Here is a 23,351-nt window from a genome sequence, read left to right on the forward strand (position 1 = left end):
GGGCGCTATTGCTAGTAATTGGGGGCGCCTTGCTCGGCAGTTGCTTTCTAATCGGCGACGCAGCGAGTCCCCTGCCCGCTATGGCTTGTAGCTTCGAGGCGAATGTCGCCGGTCAATGTGCGACGGCGGAGTCCGACACAGGCGCCGTAGAGATTGAAGGCTCCGCTGTTCTGCCAGGCTCAGGCGACGGGAACTACGACTCCGGCTACGAGGCTGACGGCGTCGCCTACATTCCCGTCGACGATGAGCTCGACAGCGTTGAGGAAGCCTGGTGCGACATTCAGCGCCTTGAATGCGTGCCGTGGACTCCCCCGGCCGAGGACGCTGATGGAGACACTGGGCCGATCACCATCTCCGACATCGCGACCTTCCGCCCTCGACCCCCCGCCGCCGGCATGCAACCTAACCAGTGGATGATCGTCGGCCTCGACACCAACTTCTACGCAAACGCATCCGCCCACGTCGTAGACGGCACTCTCTTCGGCGGCACCGCCCAAGTCAGATTCACGCCCTCCTCCTACAACTGGGACTACGGCGACGGCAGCACCGCAACCACTAGCAACCCCGGCAAAACCTGGGCCAAATACCGGATCACCGAGTTTGATCCGACACCCACCAGCCACGTTTTCGAAGAACCCGGCAATTACACCATCACCCTCGCCGTCACCTATGCCGCCGAATACCGTGTCGCCGGCAGCAACTGGCAGAACGTCGTCGGCACCCTCACCATCGTCGCGCCACCCCTCACCGCCACAGCAGGGCACGCCACCACAGTGCTCGTCGACCAAGACTGCATCGCCAACCCCACCGGAATCGGCTGCTAAACGCGCGCCAGGATCTCCCCGTGCGGCATCGCCATCCATCCCTCAGCCGAATCAGCCCACTCACGCCACGCACTGCTGATCTGCTGCAACACATCCTGCGTCGCCAACGACTTGCTCAGAGCGTCCTCGGCGAAAGCCGATTCCAGCACTCGCGCCTCCCACATGCTGCCCCACCACTCCCGGTCGACTTCGTCGGAAAAGTTCCAGATCGATGCCGACGTAGTGACGTCAGCCAATCCCGCCTGCAGAGCCCACGACTTCAGCCGCCGGCCCGCATTCGGCTCTCCCCCATTGCTGCGGTGTACGGCGTCGTACACATCAGCCCAGACCTTCAGCCCCGGCAACTCGGGAAAGCAAATGGTGCCCGCATAATCCACATCACGCACCGCAATGAGCCCACCCGGCTTGGCAACCCGCTTCATCTCCACAAGAGCCGCAACAGGATCGCCCAAATGCTGCAGAGTCTGATGCGAATGCACGAGATCGAAACTGTTGTCATCGAACGGCAGCGCATACGCATCACCCACGATGAAGCTCAGGTTGTCGGCAGTGAAAGCCGACGCTTTTTCGATCGCTGCGGGAGCGGCATCCAGCCCCACAACACGACCAGGAGTCAGCCGCTCGGCAAACTCAGCAGTGATCGTGCCCGGCCCACACCCGATATCGAGCAACGAGAGCCCCGCCTCAAGGTGGGGCTCGAAGTACGCGGCCGAGTTAGCGATCGTGCGCCACGTGTGAGACTTCAAAACACTTTCGTGATGCCCGTGGGTATATCGCTCGCTCGTCATCTTCCGAGAATAGGGTAGATGAATGACCAATCCTTTCTTTGAGCCCAGCACCCTGCCGTTCGGCATGCCACCCTTTGCCGACATCGAAGATGAGCACTTCGCGCCCGCCTTCGACAAAGGCATGGCAGAGCAGCTCGCAGAGATTGAAGCGATCACCTCGCAGCCAGACACGCCCACGTTCGAGAACACGATGATCCCGCTTGAAAAGAGCGGTCAGCTGCTCAACCGAGTCGCCACCGTGTTCTTCAACAAGACGTCCGCCGACGGCGATGCAGCCTCGGATGCACTCGAAGAAGTCATCGCTCCCCAACTTGCCGCGCACAACGACGCCATCAGCCTCAACAGCGCGCTCTACGAACGCATCCGCAGCATCAATGAAGGACTCGACGACACCGAGTTGGATGCCGAAGCTCGCTACCTTGTTGAGCGCTATTTCACCGAGTTCACCCTTGCCGGTGCCGGCCTCTCCGAAGATGCCAAAGCGACCTTGCGCGACTACAACTCGCGCCTCTCGACCCTCACCACGAAGTTCGAAAAGAACCTGCTTGCCGACACCAACGATCTTGCGATCGTGGTTGACAGCATCCAGGAACTTGATGGTCTTGAACCGTCAGAGATTTCTGCGGCTGCCAGTGCAGCCAACGATCGTGGACTCACAGGCAAATACCTCATCACTCTGATTCTGCCCACGAACCAGCCGCACCTCTCGGTGTTGAAGAACGCCGACGTTCGGGGCCGTGTTTTGGCAGCATCGCGCTCGCGCGGCATCCGCGGTGGCACGTTCGATAACCGCGAGCTCGTGCTCGAGATTGCGAAGGTGCGTTCGCAGCGTGCAGCCCTTCTCGGCTACGAAAGCCACGCCGCTTGGGTCACCGCCGATGAGACCGCCCAGACGCCGCAGCGAGTCGCTGACATGCTCGGCAAGCTCGCTCCGGCCGCGGCACGCAACGCGCGAGAGGAACATGCCGCGTTGGAGAAGCTTGCGGGCGCTGAGGTAACCGCAGCTGACTGGGCGTTCTATGCCGAGAAGGTGCGGGCCGAGCAGTACAACGTCGACACCACCCAGATGCGTCCCTACTTTGAGGCCGAGCGCGTGCTGCGCGACGGAGTGTTCTTTGCGGCGACCCAGCTGTACGGCGTTACCTTCACCGAACGTCGCGACCTGCCGGCGTACCACCCCGACGTGCGCGTCTTCGAGGTCACGAACGAGGATGGCAGCGAGGTCGGCCTCTACACTCTCGATCTCTACACGCGCGACTCCAAGCGCGGCGGAGCGTGGATGAACTCGCTCATCTCGCAGTCGGACCTCCTCGGGCATCCGGTCATCGTCACCAACAATCTCAATGTGCCGAAGCCTGCTGCTGGCGAAACGACGCTCCTCACCTACGACGAGGTCAACACGCTGTTCCACGAGTTTGGCCACGCGCTGCACGGGCTTTTCGCCCGCGTGACGTACCCCAAGTTTGCCGGAACCAACACCTACCGCGACTTTGTTGAGTTCCCCAGCCAAGTCAACGAAATGTGGATGCTCTGGCCCGAGGTTCTCGACAACTACGCCAAGCACTACGAAACAGGCGAACCGATGCCGCGCGAGATTGTGGAGCGCATTCAGGCCAGCGCCGCGTTCAATGAGGGGTTCCTCACGAGCGAATACCTCGCTGCCGCCCTCATCGACCAGGCTTGGCACCGCATAGCTGCCGACGACAACGTGACGGATGTCGCAGCGTTTGAAGCGCAGGCGCTGGCTGAGGTCGGCCTCGACAACGCCGCGGTGCCACCCCGGTACTCGAGCACCTACTTTCAGCACATCTTCGCGAACTCGGCCTATGACGCCGGCTACTACTCCTACATTTGGAGTGAAGTGTTGGACGCCGACACGGTCGAGTGGTTCACCGAAAACGGTGGGCTCACCCGTGCCAACGGCGACCGCTTCCGTTCGCGACTCCTCGGTGTGGGCGGCTCGAAGAACCCGCTCGAGGCGTTCCGCGATTTCCGCGGCCGTGACGCCGAATTGCAGCCTTTGTTGAACCGTCGCGGGCTGAACTAGCCGCCGCAGCACCGCAACTGCGCCGGGCGCCCCAAGTGGGCGCCCAGTCACGCCAGAAGCGCGGCAGCGTTTTCGGAGACTGCCGCGTTTTTTGCACCACAACCGCGAGAATTCAAGGGACGTATTGTCCGAAACTCCTACCAAAACCGCACGTGTGGACGATTTATTGTGCTCGCTCCACAAAAATTGGTGAAAACCTTTCGCGAACCCCCTGTAGTCGTGCACAATAGTGCGGGTCGCGCTTGTCGCGCCCCCTCAGTCTTAGACGTCGCCTAGCACGGTGTCCTGAGGGCGATCTCTTCGCAGCTTCCCCCGAATTCGGCTGCGATGCATTTGCCCGGTGCGATCGCCCTCAGGAACACCACTTCAGGTCTCGTTCGCGAACGTAAACTTCAGTCGTTCCCAGGCCTCAGCGCGCACATACACAGGCACCTGCTCCCACGGCACTGCGCGTGTATCGACGCTGCCGCCCTCAACCCGTTCGCCAGTGAACGCGTACACCCAGTCACCACGAGGAAGAGTCGCCGTGTGATCGGTGGCGCCCTCGTCAGTCACGGGCGATACGAGAATGTCGCGCCCGAGCATCCACTGCAACGGTTGCCCCCAAAGGCGCTCGTCGTCGGGCCAGTCGAAGAACAGCGGCCGCATGACGTTCGTGCCAGCAGAAACGGCCCACTCACTTTCGGCGGTGAGGTACGGCACGAGACGTTCACGCAGTTCGACGATGCTGCGACTCATCTCGAGCACGCGCGCATCCCCCGATTGCTCGGCGATGTTCCAGGGCGTTCGATCACGACTCGGCGATCGGTGGTGATTGAACTCCGAGTGGTACTGCATAATCGGCACGAAGGCCGCGGCAGCGAGTGAACGAACGTAGAGCTCTGCCGTGGGCACATCACCGCTGAAACCAGCGAGATCCCAGCCCCAGTAGAGGATGCCGCACGCGCTCGCATTGAGCCCGGCGAACAGCGACCAGCGGAAGGCATCCCACGTAGAGTTCTCATCTCCGGCCCAGAAGGCACCGTGCGCTTGTGATCCGGTGTACCCCGCGCGCGAGAACGTCACTGGCGCTTTGCCAGCACTCTTGAGTAGATCGCCGTAGGCACGGGCATAGTGAACCGGGAAGGTGTTGTTCTTTTCGTCACCACGGCGGCCATCCTGATAGTGAAGTTCGGAACCCCACGCATGCTCACCACCGTCAGTTTTGAAACCGTCAACACCCAGATCCTCGACGAGGTAACGACGCTTCTCCGTCCACCACTGAGCTGAACGATCGTCGGTGAGGTCAGGCATCAGCGACAGCGGAAACCACCAACCGCGATTGCGGTACGGCTTGAGCGCACCGCGCGGCGTCTCATCCTGAATCAGCACGTTCTCTCGCTGCGCTGCCTCGGCGTCGAACCGAGCTTGACCCACGGGATGGGGGCGCATCTTGATGAGCGGAATCTGCCACAGCAGCACGCGCACATCGCGATCATGCAACTCGTCGATCATGCCTTTCGGGTCAGGCCAGGCACCTTCTGCGGGAAAACTGAAGTCGTTGAGCCTCAGCGGCCCACCGTTCGCATTCGGCGCATACTGCGCATCCCGCCACACCGTGAAGGTGCTCTCATCGCTCCACGCCTCGATAACAACAGACCCGACCGGGATGCCGTGCTCCCGATGCGCATCCATCTGACGCATGACCTCGGCTTGAGTGTTCCATTCGTTGCCGCTCGCCCACAAACGGTGAACCCAGCTCGGCAACACTTCGGGACGGCCGACCTCAGCGAGAAACTGATCGAGCACCGTCGCCGGAGTTCCCGCATAGCCACCAACCGACAGCACGTCGGATGCGTCGCTGGGCGAATCAACCTCGGATTCGATCCACAACATCCCGGCATCGCTCTCGGCTACGTCAAACCACACACGTCTGCTGGTGCGCACATGGAAACCCCACCCGCGTCCCCCAATAACGTGAGCAAACGGCATCGGCAGATAGGTCTTGCGTTCCGCACCCTGAGACTTGTACTGCTCGAAAACAACCGAATCAAGGCGTGCACCGCGCTGGTCGAGGGCATCAAAACGTTCACCGAACCCGGAGACGTGCTCACGCTCGTCGAGCCGCAGCGCGAACCGAACCCGGTGGATGCGTTCGCCGTCGTCGAGAACAGTGGTGCTGCCGGTGACACGACCAACCGCCTCGTCAGCGGCGACGATCGAATCGGGCGCAGTGCGCCATCCGGCCACTCGCACGTCGAACCACCGAGTGGACTGCGATCGCGGGGCCGCCGTTGGGCCACCGACGAACCGATAGCGATACTGCGCCGCTGCGGTGAGTGCAGAAACATCAACAGCGAATCCGGTGCTCGCTCGTGCCAGTTTCGCTTGCGCCGACGCGAGGTGTCCGCCGTCGACGGCTTGGCCCCGCGAGCGCTGCTGCACTCGTTCGAGGGCGAAGTCGGTGACCGACTCTCCGTCATCCCATTCGAGAGTGACAACGTCGACATCCGCTGTTGCACGAACTCCCAAGCGCAGAGCTTCGCCGGCAATCGGAAGGGCGGGGTGACGCTGCTCAGTGTCAACTGAGTACGGATGCCCCGAGCCCAGTGGTCTATGTCTCAGCACTAGTCGGTCTCGCTTTCATTTCCGTGACGGGCTTCGGTGGTGGCTAACGACGCCATCGGGGGTGCGGGCGGCACGTACACGCCAATCTCGACGGCGAGGCGAACGTACATCGCGTGGCTCCAGAGCAGCGGTGTGGCCACGCTCCCCCAGCGTTCACGCCATTCCGCGACTCGGCTGGGGTCAAGCAGGTCATCGTCGACCTGCTCGGGCAGGAAATTATCTGTGGTCACGGTCTCCGCCGCCCACTGCAGCTGGCTACGTGCGCGTGCGGTGTTGCCGCCTGCTGCGAAGGCCAAGCCGAGCATGCAACTCAGTAGTGGCCATTGGCCCCCGCCGTAGAACGTGTCGCCGAGGTAGCGGTGCACACCGCCGTCGACGGTGAGGTCGTGGTCGATCTGGGCTACGGTCGCCCTGGCAAGGGTCCGTGAGCCGTCGACAACCGCCAGCGGAGAGATGAGGGCAGCAAGGGAGCCGTCTACGGCATCCGATCCCAGCCATTTGACGAGGTGGCCGTCACGAACACCGTCCGTCTCGATCAGTTCGCGAGCAGCACTCGCTGCATCTCTGGCACGGGTGGCGACGTCGACCGAGAGCACATCAGTGGATGCCGCAGCACTCAGCCCGGCAATGACGCAGCCGAGCGTTGAGACGTGACGTTCGGTCTCAAACTCTTCCCACCAGTCGAAGCAGGGGCGCTCCCACGTCGCGAGCAGATAGCGGACGGAAAGCTCAATGCCTTCACGCCACCGATCGAGATCGAGATCGTGTCGTTGAGCATGGGCTACGACCGCCCACACCCATGTGCCGTAGCCGTCGGTTTGAAAGTCCCACCAGTCGTCGTCGCCCTCGGCGCCATCGAAGGTGAAACGGGTAGCAAGCATCTGGGAGTTATCGAGCGGAGTGCCCGCCGCCTCGGCTCGCTCGATGGTCTCGATCTGGCCCCGCCGAGCGATAAGGATGCTCGCACACCAGTCGAAGAATCGTGATGCGGAATCGATCGCGTTGGCGCTCGACATTCCATCAGCGATGAAGGCGCCGTCGCGGAACCAGGAGTAGCCGGTGTAGGCCGAAAAGGTGGGGCTCGCAGGGTACGCACCGCTGGGGTGCTGCAGCGCCGAGATCAGCTCGACGCTGTGCGCTGCGAGAGACGCGAGGGAGTCGTCGTCCGGGCGTGAAGTCATGAAGTGCCCTCCTGGGCCAGCTGGGAGGGAGGCCCACCCCGCGTGAACGGGATGAGCCTCACTCGGGAGACGTGCTATCCGATTACTGCGTTGATGCGTTCTTCAGCACTGGCCAGAGCGTCAGCGACTGACTTGCGCCCGGCTTGTGCTTCGATCAGTTCCTCGGTCACGATGTCTTGCATCTCTTGCTGGCCGTTCTCGACGAGCGGGGTGAGCGCAATCGAGTCGAGCGAGTCAAAGACCGCCTGACGGTTAGCCGGGGTGTCCTTGGTGAGGTAGACGGCGAGCTGGTCTTCGTCGCTTGTCGGCGGCAGTTCCCAACCGCTGTCGAGACGGACATCGATCATTGTCTGGGACGACGTCAAGAACTCTGCAAACGCCGTCGCTTCGGCAATGTGGTCGGATGCTGCTGACACACCTACCGCGTTGGAGAACACTGCGCTGGCCTGTTGGGTATTTCCGGGCTCTACGGCAATGTCCCACGTGAATGGTGCGTCGGCGAGGGCGCCGAAGACCCAAATGCCGGAGTGCATCATGCCGAGCTTGCCCTCGAGGAACAGGTTGGTGTCGAAGTCTGCTGTGCCCTGTCCCTCTTCAATCGTGGGCATCACCGTGCCGCTCTTGTCGGTGAGCCACTCGGCTGCCTCGATGCCCGCGGGCGTGTTGAACGCTACGGAGGTTCCGTCGTCGCTCAAGAACGATGCACCGTTCTGGTCGAGCACTTTGTAGAACTCGTAGAACGACACAGGCTGGTGGTCGCCCCAAGTTCCGCTAGCGGAATCGGTGAGAGCGTCAGCAGCTGCCTGTTCGTCAGCCCAGGTCCAGTCACTCGTCGGGTAGTCGAGTCCGGCCGCATCGAAGAGGTCAGCGTTGTAATAGAGCACAACGTCGGAGAACGAACTGGGTAGTCCATAGCTCGTGCCATCAACGGCATAGGCGTCGATGAGCGACTCACGGTATGACTCGGGGTTAGTCACTTCGAGAGGGGCGAGCGAACCGCTCGATGCCAATTGTGGGAAGAAGTCGTAATTGGTGTCTACGACATCCGCCACTGTTCCGGCCGCGAGGTCTGTTTGCAAGGTCGTGAAGTAGTCACCGTAGGGAAGCGTGGTGATGTCAACGGTGATGGTGGGGTTCTCCGCCTCGAACGCATCAACAATCGTCTGCAGGTTGTCTTCGTTTCCGCCGGCAGAGGTGAAGTTCGAGTAGGTGATGGTGAGGGGGCCGTCTTCGCTGGCGGGCTCGGAGGCGCACGCACTCAAGAGCAGTGCTGAGACGCCGACGATTCCTCCCGCAGCAAGTAGTGAACGTTTCATGCTAGATATCTCCTTTGATGTCACGTGATGATTGGATCTCTGGTGTCCCGGGGCCTTACTTGATCCCTGAGCTTGCGACGCCCTGAATGATGTACTTTTGGGCGAAAATGTAGAGCGCGAGCATCGGCAATATGCTCACGATCGAGCCGGCCATCACGACGTCCCACGCGGTCGTGTATTGACCTTGAAGTCCCGCTAGAGCGATCGGCAGGGTCTGCAACTCGGGTGAGCGCAGCACGACGAGTGGCCACAAAAACGCGTTCCAGCTGCTCATGAAGGCGAACACAGTGAGGGTGGCGAGAGCCGGCCGGATGTTGGGGAGAATGATTTGCGTGAACACCCGAAAGTGACCGGCGCCGTCGAGCTTCGCGGCCTCGTCGAGTTCCCGCGGAACCTGGTTCACGGCCTGGCGAAGCAAGAAGATTCCGAATGCGCTCGCAAACGTCGGGAGCAGCGCACCGAGGTACGTGTTGAGCAATCCGAATGCTTTGAGCTCAGCAAACAGCGGCACGATGAGCACTTGCAGCGGAATCATCATCGTGGCGAGGTAGACCGCGAAGATAACGCCGCGGCCGCGGAATGGCAGTCGACTAAACGCATACGCTGCGGTGGCGCTCGTGAAGAGTTGCGCCAGCGTGGTCACGAGGGCGAGCCCGACGCTGTTCGCAACGACGCGACCAAAGGGACGCTCAGTAAACAGCGTTCGATACGCCTCGAATGATGGGTTTTCCGGCCACAGCTGGGGAGCGATGGAGAATCCAGCGCCCGGAGTGATTGAGGTGATGAACGTCCACAGAAAGGGGAAGAACATCGCGATCGCGCCAGCAATGACGACAACATGCAAGACGATCATCCTGGGGCGAGTGCGCGGCGATTTAGCCATAGTGAACCCACCTCTTTTGTCCAATAATTTGAATCACAGTGACCGCGAGGATCACGATAAAGAGCAACCACGAGAGGGCGGATGCTTCGCCCGCAGCGCCATAGCGGAACGTGAGGTCGTAAATCTGCTGAACGACCACTTGCGTAGATCCGCCCGGTCCGCCACCCGTCATTGCATAGACCTGGTCGAAGACTTGGAAGCCGTTGATGAGTGAAATCACCACGACGAAGAACGTGCTGGGGCTCAGCATCGGAATCGTGACGTTCCGGAATCGGCTCCAGGCGCCAGCACCGTCCACCTTGGCGGCGTCATACAGATCAGGGTTAATCGTCTGCAGCCCCGCAAGCAGAATCACCATCACGAAGCCGAGGTCTTTCCACGAGCTGGCAAGGATGATCGAGATCATTGCCCAGTCGGGGTCTGTCCACCAACCGGGGCCATCAATGCCGAACCAGCCAAGCGCGAGGTTGACGACACCGTTGTTGGGGTTGAGAAGCCAGCGCCACACGATGGCCACGGCAATCCAACTCGTGACAACCGGCAGAAAGTAGATTCCCCGCCAGAGGGACCGACCCTTCAGGGCTTGATTGAGTGCGAGCGCTAGCGCCAATCCGCCGATGTAGACGAGGGGAAGGTATCCGGCGATGTAACCGATTGTGTGGAGGAAGACTTCCCCGGTGCGTTCGTCGGCGAGGAGTGAACGATAGTTCTCCCATCCGATGAATTCCATGGGAGTGATGAGATTCCACTCGGTGAAGCTAATCCAAGCGGCCGCAACCATGGGTCCAAGCACGAAGAGAGTCAGTGGGATGGCACTCGGCAGCAGGAAGGCGAGCACGGTCAGCACATAGCCTGCACTGGCGCGCGGCTTTTTCCTGCTTCGTGGCGCGCGCGACGGTGGGGGCACCGTTGGCGCGTCGAGGGCGGTCGGCAGAACCATCAGGAATTCTCCTGCGGAGACGCCTGCTGCACAAGACGCTGACGGACCAGGTCGCCTTGCTCGCCGGCGATGCCTTCGGCGTCGAACGGAGTCGCGAGCACGAGAGTCGCAGCGCCCTGCGCCCAGCTGGCGTCTTGCCAGGTCTCAACCGCAACGGGAACACCGCGCCGAGCAGGCATGAGCGCAGCACGGAAAGCCGGCTCAAAGCCATAGGACCAGTGCCCCCAGTCTGCAGTGCCCTCCCCCAGCAGGATCACAATCTCAGGGTCAAGAACATGCACGAGACCCGCAATTGCTCGACCAAGCAGGTGCCCGGCCTCGCCGAAGACAGCGATGGCGTCGGCATTGCCGCGATCTGCCGCGTCGCGAAGTGCCGCAATTCCCGCTCCGGGAGCGATGATTTCGCGATTGCGCGCCGTCGCGACAAGTGCGCCCTCTGAGACAAAGGTCTCGAGGCATCCGGTGTTTCCGCACGTGCAGCGGGGACCGCTGTCGCGCACGGGAATATGACCGATCTCTCCCGCGCCGCCGCCAAAGCCACGGACGATGAGACCGTCGATCACGATTGCGGCGCCGATTCCCGTTCCGATCGTCACGGCAAGAAAGTTGCGGTGACGACGGCCGAGACCGTAAAGACGCTCCGCCATCGCGAGAGCGTTCACGTTGTTTTCGACGAGTACTGGCAACCCCAGCTCCCGACGCAACGTGGCCCCGATCGGCACGTTGTTCCACTTCAGCTGGGTGGAACTCACCACTCCGGCGGCTTGCGAATCAACAGAGCCGGGAACACCGACGCCAATACCGAGGAGTGGTGCCGACGAGCCGCCAGCGATGAACGAGCGAAGCAGCCCAGCAAGTGTCATGAGCATCGTGGTGGCTGACGCGTCGAACGGTTCGCTCGCCGTCCGCAGCACGATGCCATCGATTCCGACCTCGACGAAAGCCACATGATCGGAGGCCACCTTCACGCCAACCGCGCGCCCCGCACTGGAGACGAGGCCGAGCATCCGCGCCGGTCGTCCACCCTGTGACGGCTGGTGCTCAAGCTCCCGCAAGAGACCGTCGTGGAGCAAGTCTTTGGTGAGTTGCGTCATAAGAGCCGGTGAGAGACTCAGCGTGCGAGCAAGCTCAGCACGGGATGCCGGACCGTGTGCACCCAGGTGAGCAAGGATTGCTGACCGGTTTACATCGGTACGTGCCATCGGACGAATCGCCATTGGTTCCCCTTAGTTCAGGACTAAACAAACCATAGAATTAAGTACGGGCAAATGTCAATGGCGCGAGACCACACGCCTGCAAAGTACAGCGATGATGGGGTGAAAATCGGCACAACGGGCACGCGTTCATAGCCCGCATCCGCCTTAAAACCAGAAAGCGCAGGCGACCCAGTGGGTCACCTGCGCTTGTAAAGGACTGCGGTTAGGCCGACTTCTCCGCACGCACCGGCTTGCGAGGCACGATCGTGGGCGCTGCATTTTCCAGCACCGCCGCCCTAGTAACAATGACGCGGCCGACGGTTTCGTCGGAGGGCACATCGAACATGATCGGGCCGAGCACTTCTTCGAGAATCGCACGGAGGCCTCGAGCACCCGTTTGACGCAGCACGGCAAGATCAGCGATCGACTCGAGGGCATCGTGTTCGAACTCAAGCTCAACGCCGTCAATTTCGAACATGCGCTGGTACTGGCGCACGAGAGCATTCTTGGGAGTGGTGAGGATGTCCATGAGGGCGACTTGGTCGAGCTGCGTGACCGTGGTCACAACAGGCAGCCGGCCAATGAACTCAGGGATGAGACCAAACTTGTGGAGGTCTTCTGGCAGAACTTCGCCGAAGAGGTTCACATCGTCGCCCTTGCTGTGCAGCGGAGCGCCGAAGCCGATGCCCTTTTTACCAGCGCGGTTCGAGATGATTTCTTCGAGACCAGAGAATGCGCCAGCCACGATGAAGAGCACGTTGGTGGTATCCACCTGAATGAACTCTTGGTGCGGGTGCTTGCGGCCGCCCTGCGGCGGAACAGAAGCGACGGTGCCCTCAAGAATCTTGAGCAGCGCTTGCTGCACACCCTCTCCTGACACATCGCGCGTGATGGAGGGATTCTCTGCCTTGCGAGCGATCTTGTCGATCTCATCGATGTAGATGATGCCCGTCTCCGCGCGCTTCACGTCATAGTCAGCAGCCTGCAGAAGCTTGAGGAGAATGTTCTCGACATCTTCACCGACATAGCCGGCCTCGGTGAGGGCTGTGGCATCCGCTACAGCGAACGGCACGTTGAGGCGCTTGGCCAGAGTTTGAGCGAGATACGTCTTTCCGCAACCGGTAGGACCGATCAGCAGGATGTTCGACTTAGCGATCTCGACGTCATCAATCACGGCATCCGCCGAAGTGATGGTGTTGCGAGCACGAACACGCTTGTAATGGTTATAGACGGCCACCGAAAGCGAGCGCTTAGCTGCCTCCTGGCCGATGACGTATTCCTCTAAGAAGTCATAGATTTCACGCGGCTTAGGCAGGTCGAACTCGCTCGACGTTTCTTCGCCAGCTTCAGCAAGACGCTCTTCAATGATCTCGTTGCACAGATCTACGCACTCGTCGCAGATATATACGCCCGGACCGGCGATCAATTGCTGTACCTGCTTTTGGCTTTTGCCGCAGAAGGAACACTTGAGCAGGTCCGCGCTTTCCCCAATTCGGGCCATGCCGGTTCCTCTCCTTGAGTAAATACCTTGATAACGAGCCTAACCCGATATTCGTTCAGTCTCCGTCACAATTACCGGCGGCGTTTCGGCGCGTCGAAACAAGCGTCATCTGACCAAGCGAATGTGCCTACGGATACGAACTAGGGTTAACGAGTTCGACCTAGCCAACAGAAGGGGCCCCATGCATACTCGTGCAACGCGCGTGCTCCGCGGCGGCTTAGCTGCGCTGTTTGCTACGTGTGCCGCAGCTCTCTCCCACGTCGTCGCTGGCGGAGCATCTCCGTCGATGTTCGGCATCGGCGTCTCGCTCGTCATCTCCGTCGCCATTTGCACCCTTTTGGCCGGGCGCACGGTCTCGATTGTTCGCCTCAGTGCTGCCATTCTGGTGAGCCAGGCGATGTACCACACACTGTTTAGTTCGATGCTGGCGCCGGAAGGTATCGCGCCGCACAACATGGCAGCCATGACGTTTGACTTCTCCTCGGCGACCCAGACTGCGGACTCGACCATGTCGCTTTCGCATCTTGCGGCGGCAGTGGTCACGATTCTGATGTTCCGCTACGCCGAGGTTGCCTTCTGGGGGCTGTTCGAAACGGCCCGCGTCTTTGTGTCGCGGCTTCTCGCATCCGCGAGCATCGCCGGAACACGCATTCTCGAGTTCCGCGTTGTGCCTGTCGCCGCGCCGGCAACGCCGCTTGTTGCACGAGTTCTCTCCATCACGCGTTATCGGGGCCCACCAGCCACCATGCCTGCGGTTTAGCACGACGCCGCCCAGCATCCCCGATATTTGTCGCATTTTCGCGACCCCTTTTGAGAAAGAAACTAATGAAGAATTTCACTAAAGCTGCACTCGCGCTCTCGGCGGGAGCCGCCCTCGCCATTGCAGCACCACTCGCCGCCATGGCCCACGTCACGATCGATCCCGGTCAGGCAGACCCTGGCGACTACGCCCTCATCACGGTCAAGGTTCCCAACGAATCTGAAACCGAAAAGACCAACCGGGTTGAGCTGTTTTTGCCTACCGACACTCCCTTCACGAGCGTACGTTTCGTGCCGGTAGCCGGCTGGGATGCTCAACTCGTGCGCAGCGAACTGCCCGAGCCTGTCATGATCGGCGAAAGCGAGATCACGGAGGCGGTGACCTCGATCGTGTGGACCGCTCAGCCCGGCTCAGAGCTCGGTGATGGCGGACTCTTGCTGCTGCCCGTCTCCCTCGGCCCGGTTCCTGATGTCGGAAGTGTCGTACTCGCAGCAGACCAGAGCTACACCGATGGCAGCGTCGTGAGCTGGAACGGTGTCGAAGAGGATGCAGAGAAGCCGGCGCCGATCCTCTACGTCAACGACGAGGCGGTCGACCACCACGACGCTGCAGCTGACAGCGACACTGGTGACCACGACGCTGACGAAACCGAAGAGCAAATGCACTCCGCCGAATCCGCAAGCAGCGGCGACCCGGTTGCCCGCGGTCTCGGCATCGCCGGCCTCGTCGCTGGCCTCGCCGGTCTCGTAGCAGCCTTCGCCTTCCGCCGCCCCACCGCAAAGTAGTTCACCCTATGCGTCAAGCTATTCGCAGAGGCGCCGCGTTCGGCGCGGCCACGCTAGCAGCACTCACGCTGCTCGTGGCCGCGCCCGCGTACGCTCACAACTACCTCGTCGAGAGCACGCCGCTGGAGGGCGACACCCTCACCGTGCTCCCCGACGAGTTCTCGGTCACCACAAACGACACCCTGCTCGACCTTGCGGGTGACGGCGGCGGGTTCGCGATTCAGATCTTGGATTCGAACGGCGGGTACTACGGTGACGGTTGCTTCACCATCAGCGATGCAACGCTGTCGACCGGCGCGACCCTGGGTGAAGCAGGCGACTACCGGATGCTCTGGCAACTGGTCTCCGCCGATGGCCACACCGTGTCAGACGAAATCGACTTCACGTGGGAACCGGATGCCGACCAGACGATCTCCGGCCCACTGAGCGGGCCTCCAGCCTGTGGCGGCGGAACACTTGAGGAGTCCACTCCCCCGGCAGATGCAACCGACCCAGCGCAGGACGACGCGGATAGTGACGCTGCTGCCGCAGACGCCGGCACGCTCGTGCTCGTGGGCGGAGCGATCGCCTTGGTCTTAGTTGCGGGAGTAGCGATCTTCTTGATTACTGCGAAGCGCAACAAGGACGAGAAGGACGAGTCTTAGCGGGCCGAGCCAACCATTATCTGCAGCCGCAACTTTCACGAATGGTGAGGTCCAGCGGAAGAACACGATTGTGGGGCGCTTCTTGAGACCCCGGAGTTGCGTCAAGAAGAACATCCACCCCGAGCGAGGCCGCAGTGTGGAACGGTTGCTGGACGGTCGTGAGGCGGGGCAAGACGATGCTCGATTCCTTGAGCCCATCGAAAGAAATGAGCGCCAGGTCCTCGGGAATGCTGAGCCCCGCTTGCGTCGCCGCGGTCATGATTCCGAACGCTTGCTCATCACTATGGACGAAGATTGCCCGCGGGCGCGTGGGTCGCGCAAAAATATCCCGTGCGAGCGCGAAAGCGCTGTAGCGATCGAATTCGCTCTCGAATACCTCGTGGTCGTTGACCTTCATACCCTTTGCCTTGAGAGCATCGCCCCACCCGGCTAGTCGGTCGCTGACTCCATACAGGTGCGCCGGGCCAGAGAAACACGCAACGGATTCGTACCCGTGGTCGAGTAGGTGAGAGGTGGCGGCGAAACCTCCACCACGGTTGTCGACCAGTATCGCGGTCGCTCCAAGCTCGCTTGCCGGGCGGTCGAAAAACACGAGTGGTGTGTGGTTGCCTTCAAGCACACTAGACGTCTCTTCATGACTTGAACGACGCTCGTCCGTGCTTCCGACGAAGAGAATCCCGCGCACTTGGTGCTCCATAAACGAGCGAAGGTGGCGTGCTTGCCTTTCATCGCTATTCATGGCGTTTCCGAGCAGCAGCGAATGGCCACGGGCAAGTGCGGAGTTCTCCACCTCGATGGCGAGCTCACTGCAGTAGGGGTTGGTGATGTCCGAAGCGATCAGCCCTAATACCGTGCTGGACGCTGAGGCCAAAGCGCGAGCAGTGGCATTAGGGCGGTAACCGAGCCGAGCGACCGCATCGAGCACACGCTGTTTCGTCGGCGCGGCAACATTGCGGGGGCCGTTGTTCATGACGTAACTGACAACGGCAGTAGAGGTGCCCGCTTCGCGAGCAACATCGTCTCTGGTTACCAAGGTGTATTCGATTCCCTATTCATCAGTGCTTTCCCCTGTGCCGTTCGGAGCACGTCGACGGCGCACACGCCGCACAGACGATCATGTCGCAATCCAAGGTGGAAGGCTAAAGAAAAATCACTTTACCCGAAAAATATCTACGCGGGTAGGCAATAAACGTGCGTACAGAAAGAATTCACGCAGATTTCCATGTTTCTTCGACGTTAAATCTGCGTAATCACTGGTCCATTTTCAAAATTAGTGCTTGACCCTGACGAAACGGTCTGTTTGTATAGTCCACAATCTACCCGCGTAGATCGCTAAACAAACCTCACATCGCACGTTCATCCGGCGATTCGAAAGGAACCAAGGCTGTGGCTCTTTCCTCACTCCCCTCGCCTCACCACCACGCACCAACCTGTGCCCCCGTTGTCACGGCTGATGTGCCAGCGTGGGTAGCGAAGGCCCAGTCGCATTCTGATCACCTGCTCTCCTTAGCGGGGCCCGTTGCGCATCGCGCCGACGTCGTCGGTGTGCTCGCCGACGACGAGACTGACTGGACTTTCGGAAACTTCATGTTGACGTGGTTGGACTCAAGCCAAGAAGTTCGCCGCATCTGGCATCTTCCTGATGCAGCATTCTTTCTCCGACTCATCGAGATCGCTTATGCTCCGGTGCTCGACGCGAACCCGTCGTACCGCACGTTGCTGACCGATACCAGTCGCATCCAAATGTCGATCACGAACGACATTCTCCAAATTCAGCTCGACGGGCTAGTGGACGACTACACGATGATCCGGCACCACGCCCTCATGCTCTTCAGCTCTGCGCTCTGGCTCGATGAGCCTCAACGGAGCCAGTGGCTCGCTCTTTACGACGATCTCGTGACGTACGTCGATTCCCGCCCCGAAGGACGACCCCACGTTGACTCGCTCGCAGCGGTCGAGAGCGCAGCATTCGCTGACTTCGTCACGTTGGCCCCTCAAACGCTCACCACTGAAAGCGCCGACGCGCTCCTGAACGACCACGAGGCGCTCGCCCATGTTCTCGACTACCAGCTTTACGCCGGGGTAGCCATCGGACTCCTGTGGCGCGAGTACCGAGCCCTCGATGAAACAGAGCGAGACGAGTGGTACCGCACCCAACTTTCCGAACGTTACCTCGACACCGATTATCTGAAGACTGAATGGATGGCACAGTAATGTCCCACGATCACAGCGCCTCCGCGCCCGCCGAGCAACTTGACCTCGTCATCACGAACGCAAAAATTCGTTCCGACGACGACGCGCTCTACAACATCGGCATCAAGGGCGGCGTCATCGTCGCAATGTCGAGCAACGTGCAAGATTTAGGCCACGCAACAGAAACGACGGATGCCGCGGGTCGGTGGGTGATTCCCGGTGCGATCGATTCCCACGCTCACATCAACCAGCGCGCTGACGAGTACAACCACATTCCCGGCCTTGGACCGGACGACAATTTCTCCGCTGAGTCGCGCGGCGCGCTTGCCGGTGGCTGCACCACTGCGCTCAATTACGTGCAGTTCGGCACCCCGTCGCTGCTCGATTCGTTCCACGACGGGCTGGCCGCGGCGCGTGCTCAGTCTCAGATCAATGTGATGTTCCACGGCTGCCTCATGAATATGGGCCAAGTCTCAGAAATCGAGCAGGCCACCAAAGAAGGCATGCGCACGTTCAAGATCTTCATGCCCTACCGGGGTGAAGAGGCCAAGAATCTGGGCGGAATCGGAAGCCTCAACCACGCGCAAATGCGAGAAGCATTCGCCGCGATCGTAGCCAACGGTGCTCAAGCACTGGTGCACGCCGAAGATGGCGACATCGTCGACGCTGCTATGCAAACGGAAAGCACCGCTGGGCTCGACTCGCTCGCAGGGTGGGAGCGATCGCGCCCCACCATCGCCGAAGGGGATGCCGCCTGGACCGCTCTCTATCTTGCAGAAGAGGCGGGCTGCCAAGTATCGATCGTGCACGTCTCGAGCTTGGAAGCGATCAAAGCCAGAAAGGCATTGGGTTACCCGGGCGCGGCACTTGAGTCATGTGTTCACTACATGGTGCTCAGCACTGAGTCGGCAATTGGCCCGGAGGGCAAAGTTGCCCCGCCCATCCGCGACCGCAGTCTTTCCGACGCCATTACCGAGGCAGTTCTCGCGGGCGAGATCGATTTCTTCGGATCCGACCACAACGAATGGCCAAGCGCCGCAAAAACTGACTGGGAAACTTCCAAGCCTGGATTGCCCGGTATCGGCCTCATGCTCCCGCTGCTCTTGACGCACCTTGTCGTGGACAACGGCATGAGCATGGAAAGCCTCATCGAACTCACCTCGCGCAATGCCGCCGTGAGATTCGGTCTCGAAGGTAAAGGCAAGGTCGCAATCGGTATGGATGCCGACCTCGTCATCCTCGAGGAAGGTGAGCGAGTCGTACGGATCGAAGATCTTCACTCGCCCATCGATTACTCGCCCTACGCCGGCATGACATTGCGGATGTGGCCGAGCGTGACCGTATGCGGCGGCGTCGTCGTCTTCGCTGACGGCGAGTTCCCACGCGAGGACTTCCGTGGAGAAATGCTGAACGATCGCTTCCGGACAGACCCCGCACTCGCGGTCTGATCCTCATCATCACCAAACAAGAAGGAGCACACTACATGCCACGGTCAATCATCCTCGATGTCGACACAGGAACTGACGACGCGATTGCAATCATGATGGCAGCGCTATCGCCAGAGATCGACCTCGTTGCGTGCACCACCGTGTGGGGCAATCGTCCGGTCGAGAATACGACTGACAACACGCTTCGCGTGCTCGACTACATCAACCGCTCCGACATCCCTGTCTATCGGGGACTCGATGAGCCATTCGGCCCTATCGGCGTACCGCAGCCCAGCCCTTCGGACGATCACAGCGGCGGAAAGATGCACCCGAAGGAGCTCGACCTCCCGCCCGCCACCTCGGTTGCTCAAACGCAGGGCGCTGTCGAGTGGTTAGTCGAGACGCTGCGAGCTCGTACTGAACCCATCACGCTGGTGCCAGTCGGTCCACTGACAAACATCGCGGCTGCGATCACCCTCGACCCCTCGATCATCGAGAAGGTCGACGAGATCGTCATCATGGGTGGCGCGCACGCTTTCGGCAACGCAACGCCGTCGGCAGAATCGAACATCTGGCATGACCCCGTAGCTGCTGACGTCGTTTTCAAAGCCGGCTTCAAGCGAATTGTTCTGGTTCCCCTCGACGCGACGCACGACGCACTCGTCACCGGAGCACAGGCATCCGAGCTTCACGCTCTCAGTACCCCCGCTGGACTGGCGACCGCGATCTGTATCCAACAGCGCATCGTCGCCCACGATGAAAGCCAGCCACAGGCGATTCCCGACAGCGCCCCCATTCACGATGCCGTCTGCATCGCGTATCTGCTCGACCCCGCTGTCCTTCCTCTTAACCACCTTCACGTCGGCATCGAGACAACAGGAGTGCGCACCTTCGGTAGGACTGTTATCGACGTTCGTCACCGAGGCATAGAAGAACCGAACGCCTACGTCGCATTGACGGCGAACGCTGACGTCTTCTATCGACTGCTGAAGGAGTGTGTCTCTATCCAGCGATAACCACTGCTCTTCACGTTTCGAATATTTCGCTCCACCTAAGCAAGGGAAAACAATGAAACGCAACATCGCAACACTGAGCACGGCGGTCGGGACGGTAGCCATTATGGCTCTCGCCGGATGTTCTGCCGGCTCCACCCCCACCATCGCAGGCTGCGAGGACGGCGTAACCGAACTCTCCGTACTCCGCGCAGAAAACAACTCCCCCACTGACGAGCAATTGGATGCCTACACAGCCGCCAACAAATGCGTCATTTTCACCGTGGACGAAGTTCCGTTCGGCAACTTGGCAGCAAAGATCGCGGTGCTCGCACCGTCGTCGAACCCGCCAGACATTGTCGGATTCGACGCTCCAAGCACCGCATCCTACGCATCGCAGGGCTTCTTGCTTCCCCTTGACGATTACCTGCCCGATGGCTGGTTTGACGACGTGACGTCAGCGACGTTGACGGAGAACTCGTGGGACGGCCAGGTTTACTCGCCCGGCAACGAGCAAGACACTCTCTCCTTGTACTTCAACAAGGAGCTGACTGATGCAGCCGGCATCACACCTCCCACCTCTCTTGACACCGCGTGGACATGGCCAGAGGCGCAAGCCGCAATGCTGACCTGCCAGGTATCGGCAACCGAGGCTGCTGGGTCGACCGTGTACGGTCTCGCACCGTCACGACTCGGAGACGGCACCCCGGGAACGTCGTACCGCGATCAGCTCTTCTTGCGCAGTATGGGAGACCCCACTGCTCCTGAGTCATCATCGGCGTACAAGACGTTCTATGCAATCTCTGACGACGGAACCACTGTCGATGGCTGGCTGAACACGCCTGAAGCTATCGAGGGTGCGACCTTCTACCAGAACTTGTTCGAAGGCCCGGATGCTGTGACATCGAAGACTGGTCTTCCCAATGCACTGATCGATGGCAAGGCGTGCTTCGACCTCGAAGTGAGCTCCAACGCTACGACTCTTACTAACGCGGGAGTGGACTTCGGTGTGAGCCCAACGCCGTATCTCGTTACCCCTGTTGTGCACACCGGCGCTGTTACATTCGGCGTCACCGCACGTTCGAACAACGCAGAGGCAGCGGCCACGGCCGTTGTTGCAATGGACACCGGTGACCAGTACCTCGAGTGGGTTGAGAACAACCTCCGGATTCCAGTGTTGGTGTCGACGACCGAAGCACTGCCTTCGCTCAGCGAAGCACCGTTGAACATTCCCGTCGAAGAGATCCAGGAGTGGGGCGTACCGCGTCCTCCCGGACCGCACTTCGACGCGTATGACCTCTACGTGACTGCAGCGCTGAAGAACATCGCTTATGGAGCGGATCCGAAGACTGAGCTCGATCAGGCAGTCGCCAAGCTCGACCCGATCCTCTCGAAGTAGAACAGGAAACATCGTCATGCATTCTGGCCCGATCGATTCCACGCCGCTCGCGGTCAGAGACCTGGGCGGAAGCACTTCGCTTCCGCCCAGGCGCAGATCGAAGAGCGCGATGGGGAAGGGCGCACTACCTGCGCTTGCCTTCCTCACCCCGTTCCTTCTGCTTCTGCTGGTCTTTCAATACATTCCGCTGGCAGTCATGGCTCGCAGCAGCGTGCTCGACTACAGCCTTTTCAACCCCGACAACGCAACCTTCGTCGGTGCGGACAACTTCATCCGGATCTTCACGGATGCAGAGACAATCCAGTCGCTGCTGATCACGTTCGCGTTCATTCTCGGTGTCCTTGTTCTTGTCGTCCCTGCGTCCTTCGCACTGGCGGTTTTTCTCAACGGCAAGCTGCCCGCTCGGGCTCTCGTACGCACCATGATCTTTCTTCCCGTTGTCACCTCGTCGGTTGTCGTCGCGACACTCTGGACGTTCCTGCTCAATGAGACAGGGTTGATCAACTCGGTGCTCGCGACAGTTGGAATTCCGTCCGCAGGTTTTCTCACCGACACCACCCAAGCACTCCCCGCCATCATCGTGATGACCGTCTGGCAACAAGTCGGCCTGGCAACCGTTCTCTTTCTCGGTGGGCTGCAAGCAGTTCCCGCCGAGCTCAGCGAGGCGGCACATATGGATGGAGCCGGGCCCCTCCGTCGCACGCTCAGCATCACTCTTCCGCTGCTCTCCCGCACGACCCTGTTCATTGTCGTAGTGATGACTGTCTTCGCACTCCAAGCATTTGCGCCGGCGTACATCATGACGGGTGGCGCCCCTCAGGGCACGACGAACCTCATCATTTATCACATCTACAAGACGGCGTTCATTCTTCAGCAGCCGGGCTACGCCTCCGCAATGGCGCTCGTCGTGCTTGCTTTCGCCATCATCATCAGCTTGATCCAGATGCGGTTACTTCGCACTCGTTGGAACTATTAGGAGGACGCCATGACTACTCAACGCATAGCGGAACCACATCAGCTTCGCCGACTCCCCATGACTATCGCTCGCTTCGGCGTCTCGTTTGTGGTGATTGCCATCATCGTGGGCGCATTCCTCCTGCCCTACCTCTGGATGGTGTCGTCTGCATTCAAAAATCAGACCGCGATCTTCGATGATCTCAACCCGCTCTCGTGGAAGGTATTTCTTCCCGTCGGCGGAACGATCGACAACTTTGTGGCGCTTTTCGAAAAAGGAATCGGTCTCGCTCTCGTCAATTCGCTCATCGTCGCGTTCATCCAAGTGGGCGGCACCCTGGTGGTCTGCACCCTCGCTGCCTATGCGTTGACGAGAATTTCGTTCAAGGGCCGCGGCGTGGTCTTCGCGGTGATCCTCGCAACATTCATGCTTCCGGCAGAAGCGCTTGTCGTGCCGATGTATGGGGTAATTGCTGGCCTCAACCTGCAAGACACACTCCTCGCGGTCGCGCTTCCCTGGGTCTCGAGCGTTTTCGGGCTCTTCCTTCTGAAGCAAGCCTTCGAAGAGATCCCGATGGAGTTGGATGAGGCGGCACGACTCGATGGTGCGGGACACTTCCGGGTCTTCTGGTCGATCATCCTTCCCAACGTGCGCACATCGTTGGCAACTCTGTGCCTCGTGACCTTCTTGTTCTCGTGGAACGCATTCCTCTGGCCGTTGACGGTCGTGCAAAGTTCTCAGAACCAGGTCATTCAGGTCGCCATTGCCCAGTCGGTATCTGCGGGTGAGCTGCCCAACTGGGGCTTGACGTTCGCGGGCGCCGCTGTGGCCACAGTGCCACTGATCCTCCTCTTCCTCTTCGCTCAGCGCTTCTTCGTGCAGGGCCTCGCTTCTTCCGGACTCAAGTAAGGAC

Annotated in this window: 20 protein-coding genes; 11 read left to right on the forward strand and 9 right to left on the reverse strand. The window is 60.4% G+C overall.

What is annotated here, in order from left to right; genetic code table 11:
- Positions 1 to 80 precede the first annotated feature (80 nt).
- Positions 81 to 824 carry a PKD domain-containing protein gene (locus I6E81_RS02890; RefSeq protein WP_231603844.1) on the forward strand — a complete coding sequence of 248 codons (744 nt, stop codon included), beginning with the start codon at positions 81 to 83 and terminating at the stop codon, positions 822 to 824.
- Here the strand turns inward: I6E81_RS02890 and I6E81_RS02895 are convergent.
- A complete protein-coding gene (locus I6E81_RS02895) occupies positions 821 to 1,612 on the reverse strand; it encodes a class I SAM-dependent methyltransferase (RefSeq protein WP_197105902.1) in 792 nt (263 codons plus the stop codon). The two genes, I6E81_RS02890 and I6E81_RS02895, sit on opposite strands and share 4 nt — an antisense overlap.
- A gap of 22 nt (positions 1,613 to 1,634) precedes the next feature.
- Here I6E81_RS02895 and I6E81_RS02900 point away from each other — a divergent pair, with 22 nt between their 5' ends.
- Positions 1,635 to 3,659, forward strand: coding sequence for a M3 family metallopeptidase (locus tag I6E81_RS02900; protein WP_197105903.1), 2,025 nt, complete (start codon positions 1,635 to 1,637; stop codon positions 3,657 to 3,659).
- Positions 3,660 to 4,025: 366 nt separating this feature from the next.
- On the opposite strand, the gene I6E81_RS02905 is transcribed toward I6E81_RS02900, so the two are convergent.
- The 7 genes from I6E81_RS02905 to clpX all read right to left on the reverse strand — a co-directional run bounded on the left by I6E81_RS02905 (position 4,026) and on the right by clpX (position 13,283).
- Positions 4,026 to 6,266, reverse strand: coding sequence for a TIM-barrel domain-containing protein (locus I6E81_RS02905; RefSeq protein ID WP_197105904.1), 2,241 nt, complete (start codon positions 6,264 to 6,266; stop codon positions 4,026 to 4,028).
- Positions 6,266 to 7,447, reverse strand: coding sequence for a glycoside hydrolase family 15 protein (locus I6E81_RS02910; protein ID WP_197105905.1), 1,182 nt, complete (start codon positions 7,445 to 7,447; stop codon positions 6,266 to 6,268). Before I6E81_RS02910 ends, I6E81_RS02905 begins: the two co-directional genes overlap by 1 nt.
- Positions 7,448 to 7,521: 74 nt before the next feature.
- Positions 7,522 to 8,763 carry a sugar ABC transporter substrate-binding protein gene (locus tag I6E81_RS02915; RefSeq protein WP_197105906.1) on the reverse strand — a complete coding sequence of 414 codons (1,242 nt, stop codon included), beginning with the start codon at positions 8,761 to 8,763 and terminating at the stop codon, positions 7,522 to 7,524.
- 55 nt (positions 8,764 to 8,818) lie between these two features.
- Positions 8,819 to 9,646 (reverse strand): carbohydrate ABC transporter permease, encoded by an 828-nt coding sequence (locus I6E81_RS02920; protein WP_197105907.1) that lies wholly within the window; start codon positions 9,644 to 9,646, stop codon positions 8,819 to 8,821.
- On the reverse strand, positions 9,639 to 10,586 hold the full coding sequence (locus I6E81_RS02925) for a carbohydrate ABC transporter permease (RefSeq protein WP_197105908.1): 948 nt from the start codon (positions 10,584 to 10,586) through the stop codon (positions 9,639 to 9,641). The genes I6E81_RS02920 and I6E81_RS02925 overlap by 8 nt, the downstream gene beginning before the upstream one ends.
- Positions 10,586 to 11,803: an ROK family transcriptional regulator gene (locus I6E81_RS02930; protein ID WP_197105909.1), complete on the reverse strand. Its 1,218-nt coding sequence runs from the start codon at positions 11,801 to 11,803 to the stop codon at positions 10,586 to 10,588. The genes I6E81_RS02925 and I6E81_RS02930 overlap by 1 nt, the downstream gene beginning before the upstream one ends.
- Positions 11,804 to 12,005: 202 nt before the next feature.
- Positions 12,006 to 13,283, reverse strand: coding sequence for an ATP-dependent Clp protease ATP-binding subunit ClpX (gene clpX / locus I6E81_RS02935; RefSeq protein ID WP_197105910.1), 1,278 nt, complete (start codon positions 13,281 to 13,283; stop codon positions 12,006 to 12,008).
- Between the two features lie 181 nt (positions 13,284 to 13,464).
- Between clpX and I6E81_RS02940 the strand changes: the two genes are divergently transcribed.
- The 3 genes from I6E81_RS02940 to I6E81_RS02950 all read left to right on the forward strand — a co-directional run bounded on the left by I6E81_RS02940 (position 13,465) and on the right by I6E81_RS02950 (position 15,472).
- Positions 13,465 to 14,043 (forward strand): hypothetical protein, encoded by a 579-nt coding sequence (locus I6E81_RS02940; protein WP_197105911.1) that lies wholly within the window; start codon positions 13,465 to 13,467, stop codon positions 14,041 to 14,043.
- A gap of 65 nt (positions 14,044 to 14,108) precedes the next feature.
- Positions 14,109 to 14,828 carry a YcnI family protein gene (locus I6E81_RS02945; protein WP_197105912.1) on the forward strand — a complete coding sequence of 240 codons (720 nt, stop codon included), beginning with the start codon at positions 14,109 to 14,111 and terminating at the stop codon, positions 14,826 to 14,828.
- An 8-nt stretch (positions 14,829 to 14,836) separates the two neighbouring features.
- The gene (locus tag I6E81_RS02950) at positions 14,837 to 15,472 is read left to right on the forward strand and encodes a copper resistance CopC family protein (RefSeq protein ID WP_197105913.1); all 636 of its coding nucleotides are present in this window, start codon (positions 14,837 to 14,839) and stop codon (positions 15,470 to 15,472) included.
- Between the two features lie 16 nt (positions 15,473 to 15,488).
- Here I6E81_RS02950 and I6E81_RS02955 read toward each other — a convergent pair whose 3' ends face one another.
- Positions 15,489 to 16,505, reverse strand: coding sequence for a LacI family DNA-binding transcriptional regulator (locus tag I6E81_RS02955; RefSeq protein ID WP_197105914.1), 1,017 nt, complete (start codon positions 16,503 to 16,505; stop codon positions 15,489 to 15,491).
- A 353-nt stretch (positions 16,506 to 16,858) separates the two neighbouring features.
- Between I6E81_RS02955 and I6E81_RS02960 the strand changes: the two genes are divergently transcribed.
- The 6 genes from I6E81_RS02960 (at position 16,859) to I6E81_RS02985 (ending at position 23,347) form a co-directional block, all read left to right on the forward strand.
- On the forward strand, positions 16,859 to 17,686 hold the full coding sequence (locus I6E81_RS02960) for a hypothetical protein (RefSeq protein ID WP_197105915.1): 828 nt from the start codon (positions 16,859 to 16,861) through the stop codon (positions 17,684 to 17,686).
- Positions 17,686 to 19,113, forward strand: a complete 1,428-nt coding sequence (locus I6E81_RS02965; protein WP_197105916.1) for a dihydroorotase family protein — start codon at positions 17,686 to 17,688, stop codon at positions 19,111 to 19,113. The genes I6E81_RS02960 and I6E81_RS02965 overlap by 1 nt, the downstream gene beginning before the upstream one ends.
- Before the next feature lie 35 nt (positions 19,114 to 19,148).
- Positions 19,149 to 20,108, forward strand: a complete 960-nt coding sequence (locus I6E81_RS02970) for a nucleoside hydrolase (protein ID WP_197105917.1) — start codon at positions 19,149 to 19,151, stop codon at positions 20,106 to 20,108.
- A gap of 52 nt (positions 20,109 to 20,160) precedes the next feature.
- Positions 20,161 to 21,483, forward strand: coding sequence for an ABC transporter substrate-binding protein (locus tag I6E81_RS02975; RefSeq protein ID WP_197105918.1), 1,323 nt, complete (start codon positions 20,161 to 20,163; stop codon positions 21,481 to 21,483).
- Between the two features lie 109 nt (positions 21,484 to 21,592).
- Positions 21,593 to 22,459 (forward strand): carbohydrate ABC transporter permease, encoded by an 867-nt coding sequence (locus I6E81_RS02980; protein WP_197105919.1) that lies wholly within the window; start codon positions 21,593 to 21,595, stop codon positions 22,457 to 22,459.
- Between the two features lie 9 nt (positions 22,460 to 22,468).
- Positions 22,469 to 23,347, forward strand: coding sequence for a carbohydrate ABC transporter permease (locus tag I6E81_RS02985; protein ID WP_197105920.1), 879 nt, complete (start codon positions 22,469 to 22,471; stop codon positions 23,345 to 23,347).
- Positions 23,348 to 23,351: the final 4 nt, after the last annotated feature.

Origin of the sequence: Salinibacterium sp. NG22 (assembly GCF_015864925.1) — a bacterium.
GTDB lineage: Bacteria > Actinomycetota > Actinomycetes > Actinomycetales > Microbacteriaceae > Rhodoglobus.